Origin of the sequence: Saccharomonospora azurea NA-128, from assembly GCF_000231055.2 — a bacterium.
Classification (GTDB): domain Bacteria; phylum Actinomycetota; class Actinomycetes; order Mycobacteriales; family Pseudonocardiaceae; genus Saccharomonospora; species Saccharomonospora azurea.
On record NZ_CM001466.1, the window covers coordinates 2,998,642 to 3,011,793 of the forward strand.

Sequence of the window (13,152 nt, forward strand, 5' to 3'; positions counted from 1 at the left end):
CTTCACTCGTGTCGTCGACGCTAGGCGGGATGGGCGGCAACGGGCTTCTCGATTCCTGACCGATCGGGCAGGCGCGTCACACGAGCTCGGTCGTCCGGCTCGGGCGCCCCGTGTACAGCCGGTGGAGGAGCGATTCGAGCGGGCCGCGGGTGAAGCGGCGCAGCCACAGCGTGGCCAGCACCATGAACAGCGCGCTCACCCCGGCCCACGCCGCGACGACCCACCACGGCCGGGCGTCGACCAGCGTCGTGGCGAGCCCGAAGCCCCAGCCGTAGCACAGCACGCTGCACACGAGGTTCTGGAACACGTAGCACGACATGGCCGCGCGGCCCGTCGCGACGAAGCCACGCCGCAACACGCCGCCGCGGGTTCGCCGGGCGAGCTCCACGATCGCGGCGAGCAGCCCGAAGGCGACGATCGGCGGAAGAAGGTAGCGATCGACGAAGAACCACTCCGGGCCGGCGAACGCCGTCACCAGGTTCAACGGCAGGCCCACGCCGAATCCGATCGACATCATGCGCCGCCGGACGCGCGCGCCCCGCTCCGACTCCTCGAACGTGCCCGCGCGCAGCACCTCGATCCCGGCGAGGAACAACACCGTGGACAGCGGGACGATGAGCAGCAGTTCGCTCCGGAAGTAGACGGCCAGATCGATGCGGGCGACGACCTGGTCGAGCCAGCTCGCCGAGGTGTACAGGTGCTCGGCGCCGTCGCTGTCGCCTCCCGCCGAGAGCTGCCCGGTGTGCGCGGCGAGCGTGAACAGGCCGACGAGCGCCAGATGGACGGAGGTCGCCAACGCCATCCACCCGCGCCGGACCCGGTCGCTGCGGGAGACCAGGAACGCCACGTGGATCGACACGAGCGCGTAGCCCGCGAGCACGTCGAACTCGAAGATCAGCAGGTAGTGGACGAGGCCCTCGAACAGCAGCAGCATCGCCCGCAGCAGGTACCGGCCGGGCCAGCGCCGTCCCCGCCGCACGGCGGAGCGGTACTGCAGTTCGAGGCCCACACCGAACAAAATGGACAGCAGCGCGAGGAACTTGCCGTTCGACAGCGTCAGGAGAATGGTCTGGACGATGCCGGAGTCCGCCCCGGCGTCCGTGGACACCCAGCCGAAGGCGCCCCGCGGGTCGGTGAAGATCCAGATGTTGGTGCCGAGGGTGCCGAGGATCGCCACGCCCCGTGCGAGGTCGAGTGCGTCGATGCGCTGCCCGCTGGACGTCGCGGTGTGGTGACTGTTCACACCCGAAAGATTACGGAGAGCATCCTTTGTGCGGCTCGGTCGCGGGACGGAGACGGCACTGGACACTTGGGGGGAGACCGGGTGGGCATTTCGACGGAGTCCGCGGTGAGGCGTATCGGCGGACAGGCGTAGAGCACGATCGGCGTCAGGGCACCTCGGACAGGTACGCGTGCAGCAGTGCCGACGCTTCGAGCAGCGCCGTCGCCCTGCGGTCCACCTCGTCCGTGCGTGTGGTCACGGCCGCCTGCAACGCCTCCGTGCTTCCGGTGCGCCGTAGGGCGTCGAGCACCGGACCGATCCGAGGCAGCGGGTAGTGCACCCGGCGCAGCAGATGGATCAGCTGGGCCTCCCGGACGTCGGTGGGCGAGTACGTCCGGTACCGCGTGCCCTGCTCCCGCGCGGGCGTCAGCAGGCCTTCGGCCTCCCACACCCGCAACGTGGAGGTACGCACGCCGAGCAGGTGTGCCACCTCGCCGATCCGCAGGCCGGCGCGGGACGGCCGCTGAGGTTGCCGCCCGGCGACGGCGTCGAGCCATTCGGTGAGCTCCCGCAACGAACGACGTGTGTCGTGCAGCTCGGCGTGGACGGCGTCGAGCAGCGCCAGCACACGCGGGCGGTCACCCGCGTTGGCGGCGGCCATGATCGTGCGCGCGGCCGGAAGGCCCGCGCCCGGCACGAGTGCGCGGTAGGCGAGCAGGGCGTCCCGGTGCCTTGGCAGGAACACCCTGTGGCCCGAGGCGGTGCGCTCGGCCGGAGGAAGGATGCCCACGTCGGCGTAGTTGCGGATCGCTTGGGCCGACACCCCCGCCGCCCGCGCGAGGTCCACCGGACGCAGTGCTCGTGGAGTCACGTCTGCCTCACCTCGTCACAGAGCCCGATGATCACGTCTGGTTCACTGTGCCAGTTATGCGCACAAGCCTTGTCGTGATCGGTACGGCCGTCGCCGCGTTGGTGGCCGGCTGCGGCGGAGCAGCCGAGCCGGAGAGTCGGCAATCCGCGACCTCGTCGGAGTCGGGGGCGACGGGAGCGTCGGGGACGTCGGGGACGTCGGTGCCCCTGCCCCCGGAGCCCGAACCCGCCGCCGAGGGGGAGTGTCCCTACCTCGACACCGAGTTCGTGGCCCAGACCAACGGCCAGCGGGTCGGCAGTGTCCGGACGTCCTCTGAGGACACCAACCCGGCGTGCTTCTTCTACCGGCCCGACGGCGACGTCCAGCTCACGGTGCGGGTGTACGTGGGCGAGGAGGAGGTCGCCCGCGCGATCGTCGACGATGCGGCCCCGGTGGCGACCTCGAATCCCACCGCGCAACCCACGGGGTGGGAGGGCGGTTACGAGTCCGGTGACGACGGTGCCGTGTACGCCGTCTCCAAGGGAGGACACGCCGTGGTCGTGAGGACGAATCAGCAACAGAGCGTGAAGGCGCGCTCGGTCGCGGTCGAGGCCATCACCAGGCTTGGGTTCTGAGAGTGACGACAAGACACCGCTGCGTGCAGCCCAGTTTGATCTTGTATTAGGGTTACGCGCACGCGCAGGCTCACCCCAGAACGGCAAGCCCCGACCGGGTTACCGGCTACACGGCGTGCCGAAGCCGCACTTGCGGCCCTGCGACCAATTCGTGGAATCAGACTGTGAAGGATGGGATCCGTGGCTGACACCCTGAAGGAAATCCTGCTCGACTCGAGCCGCCGTCCGACCGTGGTGGCCGACCTCCAGACTCTGATCGACGAGGAGGTCGCGGCCAAGAGCGGCGTCTCGGGCACCGTCATCAAGACCGGCTACGCCGCTGTCAAGAAGATCAAGCCGGGCATCATCGGTGCCGCGGTCGAGAGCCTGCTCGACGAGTTCGTCGCCGCGCTCGAGCCCATCTACGCCGACTTCAAGGCGAGCGGTGCGGCCGAATTCGGCACCTACCTGCCGACCCGCCCGGACGCCGCCGACGCTCTGCTGTCGGTGACCGACGCCCGCTCGGAGAAGAGCGACCGCGACAGCATCAAGAAGGTCTACAGCAAGCTCCGCCCGAAGGGCAAGGAGAACGTCGAGGAGGCCCTGCCCCGCCTCGGCAAGCTGATCGACAAGCACGCCGCCTGAGCGAACGTGCCACGCGAAGACCCCCGGTGACCCTGTCAGAGGTCCCGGGGGTCTTCCCATGTGGACAGTCGCACGAGTGTCCGCGTCAGCTCTTGGCGGGCTTGCCCGCCTGCGTCGTCCTGGCGTTGCCCGAGCTCGACTGCTGCCCTGACGGCGCGTCGGACTTCGGGGACTGCGCCGTGGGCTGCGCGGGTTGTGTCGGCTGCGTGGACGGGTCGGGATTGTCCGTGCTGCGCGGCGGTACGGGCGCGATGGCCGGTTCCTCCTGCCGGGACTTCATCGCGTAGGCAGCTGCGCCCGCGAGCGCGGCCGTGCCGAGCAGCCACGGCCACCGCCGCTTACTGCGCTTCGCGACGCCGTGCTTCGACACGGCCTTCGCCTCCGACATCGCGGCCTTGAACTCCTTCTTCGCCGCCCGGAAGTCGCGCTTGGCCTTGCGCCGCGACTGACCCGCCGCCTTCGCCGCCTTCAACGCGGCCTTCTTCGCCTTGCGGCCGGGGGCGCGCAGTTCCTCCCTGCGCAGCTCGGCCGTCGCGCGTGCCTCCTTCGCGCTGCGCACGGCTTCCTTCCGCGTCTGGGCGGCCCGGCGGGCGAGCTCCTTGCGGGCGATCTCGGTGCTCTCGCTCAACCGCTGTTCCGCGACCTGTGCCGCTTGTGCCGCCACGTCGGCGCTCACCCTCCCGACCTCGAGGGCGCGTTCCCGCAGTGTGCGCGCGCCGTTTCTGGTGGCATCACCTACTGTCTGAGTGGTTCGAGCCTTCGAACCCATCGGCCTCACCTCGTCGTTTCGTGGTCTGCGTGGCGCGTGCGCCTGCAGCTCATCCTGCCCCTTTCCTCCCGATCCCGCCGTGGATGGCACGATGAATCGCGTGACTGACAGCAACGCAACCCCCAGTGGCGGGAAGATCAAGGCCACACTGCACACCAACCGCGGTGACATCCACCTGGTGCTCTTCCCCGACCACGCGCCGAAGACGGTCGCGAACTTCACCGGTCTGGCCGAAGGCACGAAGGAGTACACCCAGCCGAACGCCAAGGGTGAGAGGTCCGGTCCGTTCTACGACGGCAGCATCTTCCACCGGGTGATCGACGGGTTCATGATCCAGGGCGGTGACCCGACGGGTACCGGCCGCGGCGGCCCGGGCTACAAGTTCGGCGACGAGTTCCACCCCGAGCTCCAGTTCAACCGGCCGTACCTGCTGGCCATGGCGAACGCGGGCCCCGGCACGAACGGCTCGCAGTTCTTCATCACGGTGGCCCCGACGCCGCACCTCAACTTCAAGCACACGATCTTCGGTGAGGTGGCCGACCAGGAGTCCCGCGACGTCGTGGACGCCATCGCCCGTACCGCGACCGGTCCGGCCGACAAGCCCCTCGAGGACGTGGTCATCGAGCGCGTCACCGTCGAACGCGGCTGAGTAGTACCCGGCACCAGGTAGGTTGGTGGTGGGCCACGCGCGTGTGTCGGCCGCGGGCGCGTGGTGAGCGAATCACCTCGTGGACGGACCAGGCCGTGAACACAGGAGTGTCGACAGCACTGTGACCGAGCCCCCCACCCCTCCGCCGTACGGGCAGCCACCGCAACAAGAGGCTCTGCCCGGTTGCTGGTGGCACCCGGCCAGGCAGACCGGCCTGCGTTGCGTCCGCTGCGATCGGCCCGCGTGCCCCGACTGTCTCCGGGAAGCGTCCGTGGGCTACCAGTGCATCGACTGCGTGTCCACGGCGCAGCAGCACCACCGGGCACAGTCGGTGGCCTACCGCAAGGCCGGTTACGGCGCCCGTACGGTGGCGGGGGCCCGGGTGCCGCAGCGGCTCGTGGTCGTTCCCCTGCTCATCGCGATCAACGTCGTCGTGTACGCCCTCACGGCGTTCCAGGCGAGCGACGCGATGAACAACCACAACTCGCCGGTCTTCGCCGACGGCGTGCTGTGGCCGGAGGCCGTGGTCGTGCTCGACGAGTGGTGGCGGCTGCTGACGTCGGGGTTCCTGCACTACGGCCTGATCCACCTCGCCATGAACATGTTGGCGTTGTGGGTGCTCGGGCGTGATCTGGAGATGCTGCTCGGGCGGGTCCGGTTCGTGGCCCTGTACTTCCTGTCCATGTTCGCCGGGGGCGCTGCCGTGTTCGCCTTCGGCGCGGCCGACACCGGGACGGCGGGTGCGTCGGGCGCGATCTACGGGCTGATGGGCGCCATCCTCGTCGCGGTGCTGCGTCTGCGGCTCAACCCGACCACGGCGATCGGGATCATCGTGCTGAACGTGATCCTGAGCGTCTCGATCCCCAACATCTCCCTGTTGGGTCACCTCGGCGGTCTGGTCGCCGGGGCTCTCGCGATGGTGGCGATGGTGTACGCGCCGGAGAAGAACCGCGCCGCGTACCAGGCCGGTGCGCTGGCGATCGTCGCCGCGGCACTGGTCGGTCTGGTGATCTACCGGGACGCGCAGCTCACCGACCAGCTGTGTCTGGTCTATCCGGCGTTGTGCGGGGTCTGACGCAGTCGGACGAGCTCGTCGTACACGTCGTGCGGATCGGTTCCGAGTTCGATCCAGCCGAGCACGGTGAGGCGGTCGTCGGAATCGAGTTCGACGATCTGCGCCTCGCGGCCGTAGCGCCGGGCCGTGGTGAGTCGCACGGCGACGTCCGACCACCGCAGCGAGTGGGTGCGACCGAGCGTGCGCAGTCGGACGCCGGAGGCGTCGGCGGTGAGCCGCGGACGCACCACGGTGCCGTGCAGCGACAGCGCGGCGAACGCGGCGGTGACCACGCTCAGCAGCAGGGTCCCCGGGCGGTCGCCCGAGAGCGCGGTCCACGCGAGCGCGCAGGCCGCGGCCACTGTGAGAGCCCAGCCGACGCCGACGAGACCGGGTCGCGGAGCCCAGGCTCGGGCCGAGTTGTCCACAGGGTTGTCCACAGTGGGGATGAGTTACACCGCTGTGTTTTCGCCTCTCAGCGCCATCGCATGGTCATGAGCAGGCCGGTGATCATGAGGGCGAAGCCGATCGCGAAGTTCCAGTCTCCGAGTTCGGTCATGAAGTCGATCTTGTGGCCGGCCAGGTAGTTGACGACGAGCCAGGCAAGACCGAGCAGCATCAAGCCGAACATCACGACCTTGTAGACCGGATGCGACGGGCCCGCCGCGCGCACCTTGACAGGCGTGCGGCGATCGGTCGGCGGCGTGTACGCCGTCTTCTTGCGGACCTTGGACTTGGGCATCGGAGTCCTCGCGTGCTCTTTCGGCAGAATGATCGGCAGTGTGCGACTGCCACCTTCCCCACACGTTAACGTAATCGGGCAGGCGCCAGAACCGGGGAGCGAGCGCTGGTCAGCAGATCGTGATGACCGCGTGCCGCCCGCGCGAGAGGAGCTCGCTTGTCGAGGTACGAGGACCCGGAGACCCGCAAGTTCAACGCGCCCCCGCGCGGTCGGGTGCCCGACCCGCCCCGTGACGGGATGCCGCCCGCCGGGCGCCGCCGCGGCGAGCCGTATCCGCGACGTCCGCGTCCGCACGATCCGCACGATCGCGCACGCCAGGTGCCGCGGCGGCCCGTCGAGGATCCGATGCGGGGCACTCTGTCCGAACCCCCGCAGCCTCTCCGCGCTCCGCAACCACCTCAACCACCTCGGTCGGGGCGGCCGTCGCGCGTGTCCGGGCCCTCGCACCCCCGGCACGTCCCGCAACGCCCACGGCCGGGAGTACCTCCGGCGGAGGCGGCTGGGGACGGCATGGACGGCGTGGACCGCATGGATGCCCCGACCCGGCCCGTGCTGACACCGGCCGTGCGTCCTCCCCGGCGGCGCCCGGCCCCGCCACCCGAGCAGCCTCCCGCCGACGCGGAGGACGTGCGCCCCGACGAGGAGGAAACGCCGGAGGAAACGCCGGAGAACCCGGAGGAGTCGGCGCCGACACGGTCGGCGAAGTCAGTGAAGACGCGGAGGAAGGCGAAGTCGACCGCGGACGACGGTGGCGGCAAGGGTCGCGCGGCGGTGCGCGTCTTCGGCGAAGTGCTGATCACCCTCGGGCTCGTGATGCTGCTGTTCGTCGTCTACGAGCTGTGGGTCACCAACCTGATGTCCGAGGAACTCCAGCGCGAGGCCAGCGCCGAGTTGGACGAGCTCTGGTCGCAGGAACGGCAGATGCACGCCGATCCCATGGACGGGCAAGCGTTTGCGCGCATCTACATCCCGTCGTTCGGCGTCGACTGGAACTTCACGGTTCAGCAGGGCGTGGACGCCGCGACGCTGGAGGTCGGGCCGGGGCACTACAAGAAGTCGGCGATGCCCGGGCGGCCCGGCAACTTCGCCGTGGCCGGGCACCGCGTCGGCAAGGGCGCGCCGTTCAACGACCTGGATCTGCTCGGTTCGTGCGACGCGGTGGTGATCGAGACCGTCGACGAGTTCTTCGTCTACCGCGTGCTGCCGATGACCGACGAGGTGCAGGGTTGGGCGCAGGGCAAGGGCCAGGACCCGCGGTGTGAAGGCGTGCGCCCGCTCACCGAGATCGATCCGACGTACGAGGAGACGGTGGGCCGCCGCATCGTGCCGCCCACGCGAGGGGACGCCGTCGCCCCGGTGCCGTACCGGCCCGATTCGCAGCTGGCCGAGGAGGGCCAGGTGGAGCTGCTGACCCTCACCACGTGCCATCCGCGGTTCTCCGACCGCGAGCGCATGATCATTCACGGGGTGCTGACGCACGTGTACGAGAAGGAAGCGGGCGCCACCTACGAAGAGCTGTTGACGGAGATCGGGGAGGCGTGATGTACGGCTGGATCTGGCGACACCTGCCCGGGCCGCTGCCGGTACGGATCGGCCTTGCCGCGGGCCTCGTGCTCGGGGCCGTGGCGCTGCTGATGTTCGTCGTCTTCCCGTGGGCGGAGCCGTTGCTGCCGTTCAACGACGTCGCCGTGGAGGAGTGACCCCAGGCACGCGTGTCCGCCGTTCAGGGACGCGTGTTCGCACCTCGGCGTCGGGCGATGAGGGAGTCGATCCCGTCGAGCAGCAGGTCGAGGCTCGACCAGAAGTCCCCTTCGTCGATCCACGAGGAAACCTATCCGCGCCTCGCGCGCATTTCCCGCGGCCAGGTCTTCGCCGGAGGTGACCCGGCCTTCGTTGCGCGCGTAGCCGCTGAACGTCGTGCCGATGAGGATCTTCTCGTTGTCGTCGAGCGGCGTGTCGTCGAGCGCGGCCAGCAGGCGTTCGAGCCACAGGAGCCCCCGCGGACCGAGTGGTGGGCGCTCGGCGATGGACAGCAGCCACGGGCGGGCCACGAACAGGTCGACGTTGGCCCTGGCCCAGCGGGCGAGGTACTCGCGCCGGGACAGGCCGTCGGGGGAGGGAGGCTCGCCGGCCGCGGCGCCGAGCATCGCGAGCAGGAGCTCGTCCTTGCTGCCCACGTACCGGTAGAGCGACATCGGTGCCACGCCGAGCCGTGAGGCGATGTTGTTCATCGACACGGCAGCGAGACCGGCGGCATCGGCGATCTCCGTCGCGGCCTTGGTGATCCGGGCCAGGTCGAGGCTCGGTTTCGGTCCTCGGCGGGGCGCGGGTTCACGGCCCCACATCCGCGCGAGGACGCCGGGCAGCTCGGGGCGTGTGCTGTCCGCCATGGGTCTACCTGCTGCTGGGGCTGCCGATGTCGGACGGCACGGCCTGGACCGTGACGGCGTGGCTCGTCGGTGGCTGCGTGGTGGCCGTCCCGCTGGCCACTGTGCTGTTCCGGCGTCGCGGACAGGCCTGACGCGCCCGAGTCGTAGGCTTGCCACATGCGTGTACTCGTCGTCGACAACTACGACAGCTTCGTCTACAACCTCGTGCAGTACCTCGCCCAGCTGGGCGCGGAGTGCACGGTGTGGCGCAACGACGTCGTGGACGTCGACGACGTGGTCCGCTTCGACGGGGTGCTCGTCTCGCCCGGCCCGGGGACGCCGGAGAAGGCCGGACGCAGCGTCGAGGTCGTGCGGCGGTGCGCGGACGAATCCGTGCCGGTGCTCGGCGTCTGCCTCGGCCACCAGGCCATCGGCGTCGCGTGGGGGGCGACGGTGGACCGCGCGCCCGAGCTCCTGCACGGCAAGACCAGCGAGGTGGAACATGACGGCGCCGGTGTCTTCGCGGGCCTGCCCAGTCCGTTCACCGCGACCCGATACCACTCGCTGACGGTGCTGCCCGAGACCGTCCCGGACACCTTCGAGGTCACCGGACGGACCGCCTCGGGGATCGTGATGGGCATGCGACACCGGGAACTGCCCGTCGAGGGCGTGCAGTTCCACCCGGAATCCGTGCTCACCCAGGGCGGGCACCGGATGCTCGCCAACTGGATGGCCTCCGCCGGACATCCGGTCCGCGAGCAGCTCGTCGACGAGCTGGAGCAGGCCACCCGCGCGGTGCAGCACGCCGCCATGGCGTAGCCCCGCACGGGCCGCCGAGCGCACCGACAGACATCGACGGACAACGACGAAGGCCACCCCCGACGTCACCGCCGAGGGGTGGCCTTCGTTCGTCAACGCCTCTTACCAGGGGATTCCCGGTATGTCGTCGTCGTCCGAGGGCTCCGTCGAGCCCTCGTCGTCGGCTCCGATGACGAGCGTGATGTTCTGATTCTTGGCGATCGAGTTACCGGCGGACGGGTTTGTGGCGATCACCTTGCCCACCAGGTCGGAGTCGTCGGTGGTCTGGGTCTGCTGCGACGCGGTGCCGTTCCAGCCCTCGTCCTTCAGCGCCTTGACCGCCTCCTCGTAGGTCATGCCCGTGAGGTCGGGTAGCTCGATCTGGCTCTGGGAGCCGTTGGACACGCTCAGCACGACCGTCGAGCCGGTCTCCACGCTGCCGCCGTTGGGCTCCTGCGAGACCACGGTGCCCTCGGGTTTCTCGTGGTCGACGTCGTCGCGTTCCACGACGAGGTCAAGGCCCTCCAGAGTCGCCTTGGCCTCGTCGTAGGACTTGCCGGTCATGTTGGGCACCTGCACCATGTCGGGCTGCTTGCCGACCTTGATGCTCACCGAGTGCCCCGGCTCGACCTTCTTGTCCGCCTCCGGGCTTTGGCCGACCACCTTGCCGTACAGGTTCGGGTCGTCGACCTCCACCTCGTCGTAGTTCGGGTCGAGCGTGAGGTTGGCGTCCGCCAGCTCGGCCTTGGCCGCCTCGGGCGAGAGGCCGTTCAGGTCCGGAACGGAGACCTTGTTCGGCGCCGTGCCCACGCGGAGGAGGATTCGGGTGTCCAGGGCCACCTCCTCGCCCGGCGGGGGATCGGTCTCGATGACCTTGCCGATCTTGTCGGACGAGCACGGCGAATCGCCGGACGGAGGGTTGTCCAGGCAGATGACCGCTTCCTGGTCAATGTTGGTGAAGCCGTCCTCGCGCAGTTCCTGCTGCGCCTTCTCCACCCGCAGGTCCTGAACGTCGGGGATGACGGCCTGCTCCGGAGTGCCCTTGAAACCACCGTTGATCCACGTGATGAACGCCACGGCGCCGAGGGCGAGGAGGGTGAGCAGCACGGCCGTGATGGTGCGCCGTTTGCGGCGTTGCCGCGCCTCCTCGGCGGGATCGTCGTACGGCTCCGCCTCGTACGCGTCGTCGACGGGCTCGGGCTTGCGCGGTGCGTTGAGCACCTGGGTGCGCTCCTCCTCGACCGGAACGGCGCCCACCATCGGGGCGGCGGGCCGCTGACCCGAGAGGGTCCGCACCAGGTCCGACCGCATCTCCGCCGCCGACTGGTACCGCTCGGTCGTGCTCTTCGCCAGCGCCATCAACACCACGGCGTCCAGCTCGGGGCTCACCGCCGGATTCGACTCCGACGGCGCGTTCGGCGCTTCCCGGACGTGCTGGTAGGCCACCGCGACCGGAGAGTCACCGGTGAAGGGCGGCTCGCCGGTCACCAGCTCGTACAGCACGCAGCCCGCGGAGTACACGTCCGATCGCGCGTCGACCGTCTCGCCGCGCGCCTGCTCCGGCGAGAGGTACTGGGCCGTGCCGATGACCGCGGCCGTCTGCGTCATCGCCGCCTGACCGTCGTGCACCGCGCGCGCGATGCCGAAGTCCATGACCTTCACCGCGCCGTTGCGCGTGATCATGACGTTGGCGGGCTTGACGTCGCGGTGGATGATGCCGTGGCGGTGGGAGAAGTCCAGGGCGGCGCAGACGTCGGCCATGACCTCCATGGCCCGCTTCTGCGGCATCGGCCCCTCGGTCTTCACGATGTCGCGCAGCGTCCGGCCCTCGACGTACTCCATGACGATGTAGGGCAGCGGGCCGTACTCGGTGTCCGCTTCCCCCGTGTCGTACACGGCCACGATCGCCGGGTGGTTCAGGGCAGCGGCGTTCTGCGCCTCCCGCCGGAAGCGCTCCTGGAACATGGGGTCGCGGGCGAGGTCGGCACGCAGGATCTTCACGGCCACTTCGCGGCCGAGTCGGGTGTCGTGACCGTGGTGGACCTCGGACATCCCGCCATAGCCGAGTGTGTCACCCAGCTCATAGCGGTTCGAGAGCAGTCGGGGTGCGCTCATTGCTCGGTGCCGTCCCATTCACTCGGTCTTCTACTCACGCCCGGCCTCTGGCCGGTCCGTGTCGCCAGTGCCGTGCCAACGACATTCACCTGCGGTTCTCCATCGGGGGTGTGACCATCATGCCTTGCCCGCCGCCGCCATCGGGTGACTCCACACCCGAGTGCGACCAGTTGGTGCCCATCGGAGCTCGGCTGTCGTCACCATCCGAGTCGCCCTTGCCCCAGACAGTGAGCGCGAGCACCAGCACGACGATGATCACCAGGAGTACCGCGGCCACGGCCAGCAACGTCCACGCGGGCGCACGTCGTCGAGCCTGCCCCATCGGCATCGGCGGTGGTACCGGCGACATCGACGGGCGTGAACCCGGTCCGATGGGACCGGAGTTCGGTGTCGGCGCCGCTGTCACCATCGGGGCACCCGGTGCGTACGGGGGGTTCGGGGGCACCGGGTGGGTGAGGTAACCGGCGGCGGCGAGCCTCGACGGCGGTGGGAGCGGATGTCCTGCCCGCACGGCCGCGACCGCGGACGCGAACTCGCCTCCGTTGGCGTATCGCTGTCGTGGGTCCTTGACGAGGGTAGCCTCGATGACGGCTCGTGCGCCCGGAGGAACGTCGGGCGGGAGCGGCGGCGCGACGTCCCTGATGTGCATCATCGCCACGCTCACCGCGTGCTCCGAGAGGAACGGTCGGTGGCCCGCGAGGCACTCGTATCCGCAGACGGCGAGGGAGTACACGTCGCTGGAGGGTTCCGCGTCGTGTCCCACCGCCTGTTCGGGGGCGATGTAGTGGGCGGTACCCATGACCATGCCGGAACGGGTCACGGGCGCCGCGTCGGCCGCCTTCGCGATGCCGAAGTCGGTGACCTTCACCTCGCCGGTGGGGGTGACCAGGATGTTCCCCGGTTTCACGTCCCGATGGACGAGGCCGCGCTCGTGCGCCGCCTGGAGCGCCCGCCCGGCCTGTTCGAGGATGTCGAGCGTGCGCTCGGGCGACAACCTGCCCTCGCGGGCGAGGATGGCCGCCAGCGGTTCGCCCTTGACGAGCTCCATCACGAGGTAGGCGATGGAACCCTCGCCCGCGTCGGTCTCGCCGTAGTCGTGGACCGCCGCGATGCCGTGATGGTTCAGTGACGCCGTGGTGCGCGCCTCGGTCCTGAACCTGTGCAGAAACTCGGCGTCGCCGGACAGCTCGGCCTTCAGGATCTTCACGGCCACGGTGCGGTCGAGCCGGGTGTCATTGGCTTCCCACACCTCGCCCATGCCACCGACCGCGATGCGGTTGTCGAGTCGGTAGCGCTGTGCGAGCAGTTGCCCGGACGACAGCATG

General features: G+C 69.7%; 14 protein-coding genes and 1 pseudogene. 7 read left to right on the forward strand and 8 right to left on the reverse strand.

What is annotated here, in order from left to right:
• Positions 1 to 76: 76 nt before the first annotated feature.
• Positions 77 to 1,243, reverse strand: a complete 1,167-nt coding sequence (locus tag SACAZDRAFT_RS13560; RefSeq protein ID WP_005442594.1) for a DUF418 domain-containing protein — start codon at positions 1,241 to 1,243, stop codon at positions 77 to 79.
• A 145-nt stretch (positions 1,244 to 1,388) separates the two neighbouring features.
• The gene (locus tag SACAZDRAFT_RS13565; protein ID WP_005442596.1) at positions 1,389 to 2,093 is read right to left on the reverse strand and encodes a MerR family transcriptional regulator; all 705 of its coding nucleotides are present in this window, start codon (positions 2,091 to 2,093) and stop codon (positions 1,389 to 1,391) included.
• Between the two features lie 56 nt (positions 2,094 to 2,149).
• Here SACAZDRAFT_RS13565 and SACAZDRAFT_RS13570 point away from each other — a divergent pair, with 56 nt between their 5' ends.
• A complete protein-coding gene (locus SACAZDRAFT_RS13570; RefSeq protein WP_005442598.1) occupies positions 2,150 to 2,707 on the forward strand; it encodes a DUF2020 domain-containing protein in 558 nt (185 codons plus the stop codon).
• A gap of 180 nt (positions 2,708 to 2,887) precedes the next feature.
• Positions 2,888 to 3,331 (forward strand): DUF6918 family protein, encoded by a 444-nt coding sequence (locus SACAZDRAFT_RS13575; RefSeq protein ID WP_005442600.1) that lies wholly within the window; start codon positions 2,888 to 2,890, stop codon positions 3,329 to 3,331.
• 85 nt (positions 3,332 to 3,416) lie between these two features.
• Here the strand turns inward: SACAZDRAFT_RS13575 and SACAZDRAFT_RS13580 are convergent, their stop codons facing one another.
• Complete coding sequence (locus tag SACAZDRAFT_RS13580) at positions 3,417 to 4,100, reverse strand: hypothetical protein (RefSeq protein ID WP_005442602.1); 684 nt, start codon at positions 4,098 to 4,100, stop codon at positions 3,417 to 3,419.
• Between the two features lie 91 nt (positions 4,101 to 4,191).
• On the opposite strand from SACAZDRAFT_RS13580, the gene SACAZDRAFT_RS13585 reads away from it, so the two are divergent.
• Entirely contained in the window at positions 4,192 to 4,749 is a 558-nt protein-coding gene (locus SACAZDRAFT_RS13585) for a peptidylprolyl isomerase (RefSeq protein ID WP_005442603.1), read from the forward strand.
• Between the two features lie 121 nt (positions 4,750 to 4,870).
• On the forward strand, positions 4,871 to 5,824 hold the full coding sequence (locus SACAZDRAFT_RS13590; protein WP_005442605.1) for a rhomboid family intramembrane serine protease: 954 nt from the start codon (positions 4,871 to 4,873) through the stop codon (positions 5,822 to 5,824).
• On the opposite strand, the gene SACAZDRAFT_RS13595 is transcribed toward SACAZDRAFT_RS13590, so the two are convergent.
• Entirely contained in the window at positions 5,800 to 6,231 is a 432-nt protein-coding gene (locus SACAZDRAFT_RS13595) for a PH domain-containing protein (RefSeq protein WP_005442607.1), read from the reverse strand. The genes SACAZDRAFT_RS13590 and SACAZDRAFT_RS13595 overlap by 25 nt on opposite strands.
• Positions 6,232 to 6,278: 47 nt before the next feature.
• On the reverse strand, positions 6,279 to 6,545 hold the full coding sequence (gene crgA, locus SACAZDRAFT_RS13600; protein WP_005442608.1) for a cell division protein CrgA: 267 nt from the start codon (positions 6,543 to 6,545) through the stop codon (positions 6,279 to 6,281).
• A gap of 510 nt (positions 6,546 to 7,055) precedes the next feature.
• Between crgA and SACAZDRAFT_RS13605 the strand changes: the two genes are divergently transcribed.
• Positions 7,056 to 8,087 carry a class E sortase gene (locus tag SACAZDRAFT_RS13605; RefSeq protein WP_005442610.1) on the forward strand — a complete coding sequence of 344 codons (1,032 nt, stop codon included), beginning with the start codon at positions 7,056 to 7,058 and terminating at the stop codon, positions 8,085 to 8,087.
• 662 nt (positions 8,088 to 8,749) lie between these two features.
• Here SACAZDRAFT_RS13605 and SACAZDRAFT_RS24075 read toward each other — a convergent pair.
• Positions 8,750 to 8,935, reverse strand: a pseudogene (locus SACAZDRAFT_RS24075) (TetR/AcrR family transcriptional regulator); the annotation flags it as partial.
• Here SACAZDRAFT_RS24075 and SACAZDRAFT_RS23010 point away from each other — a divergent pair.
• Positions 8,920 to 9,066 carry a hypothetical protein gene (locus tag SACAZDRAFT_RS23010; RefSeq protein WP_005446163.1) on the forward strand — a complete coding sequence of 49 codons (147 nt, stop codon included), beginning with the start codon at positions 8,920 to 8,922 and terminating at the stop codon, positions 9,064 to 9,066. The pseudogene SACAZDRAFT_RS24075 and the gene SACAZDRAFT_RS23010 overlap by 16 nt on opposite strands.
• A 25-nt stretch (positions 9,067 to 9,091) precedes the next feature.
• On the forward strand, positions 9,092 to 9,733 hold the full coding sequence (locus SACAZDRAFT_RS13615; RefSeq protein WP_005442613.1) for an aminodeoxychorismate/anthranilate synthase component II: 642 nt from the start codon (positions 9,092 to 9,094) through the stop codon (positions 9,731 to 9,733).
• A gap of 102 nt (positions 9,734 to 9,835) precedes the next feature.
• Here SACAZDRAFT_RS13615 and pknB read toward each other — a convergent pair whose 3' ends face one another.
• Together pknB and SACAZDRAFT_RS13625 are read right to left on the reverse strand one after the other, a co-directional pair.
• A complete protein-coding gene (pknB, locus tag SACAZDRAFT_RS13620) occupies positions 9,836 to 11,827 on the reverse strand; it encodes a Stk1 family PASTA domain-containing Ser/Thr kinase (RefSeq protein WP_005442620.1) in 1,992 nt (663 codons plus the stop codon).
• A gap of 85 nt (positions 11,828 to 11,912) precedes the next feature.
• The gene (locus SACAZDRAFT_RS13625; RefSeq protein ID WP_005442622.1) at positions 11,913 to 13,151 is read right to left on the reverse strand and encodes a serine/threonine-protein kinase; all 1,239 of its coding nucleotides are present in this window, start codon (positions 13,149 to 13,151) and stop codon (positions 11,913 to 11,915) included.
• Position 13,152 lies beyond the last annotated feature (1 nt).

Excerpts from the sequence above, each read along its gene's own strand:
- SACAZDRAFT_RS13625 (WP_005442622.1), bottom strand. The coding sequence starts at position 13,151 with ATGCTGTCGTCCGGGCAACTGCTCGCACAGCGCTACCGACTCGACAAC.
- SACAZDRAFT_RS13580 (WP_005442602.1), bottom strand. The coding sequence starts at position 4,100 with ATGGGTTCGAAGGCTCGAACCACTCAGACAGTAGGTGATGCCACCAGA.
- SACAZDRAFT_RS13615 (WP_005442613.1), top strand. The coding sequence starts at position 9,092 with ATGCGTGTACTCGTCGTCGACAACTACGACAGCTTCGTCTACAACCTC.
- SACAZDRAFT_RS13570 (WP_005442598.1), top strand. The coding sequence starts at position 2,150 with ATGCGCACAAGCCTTGTCGTGATCGGTACGGCCGTCGCCGCGTTGGTG.
- SACAZDRAFT_RS13605 (WP_005442610.1), top strand. The coding sequence starts at position 7,056 with ATGGACGGCGTGGACCGCATGGATGCCCCGACCCGGCCCGTGCTGACA.
- SACAZDRAFT_RS13585 (WP_005442603.1), top strand. The coding sequence starts at position 4,192 with ATGAATCGCGTGACTGACAGCAACGCAACCCCCAGTGGCGGGAAGATC.
- crgA (WP_005442608.1), bottom strand. The coding sequence starts at position 6,545 with ATGCCCAAGTCCAAGGTCCGCAAGAAGACGGCGTACACGCCGCCGACC.
- pknB (WP_005442620.1), bottom strand. The coding sequence starts at position 11,827 with ATGAGCGCACCCCGACTGCTCTCGAACCGCTATGAGCTGGGTGACACA.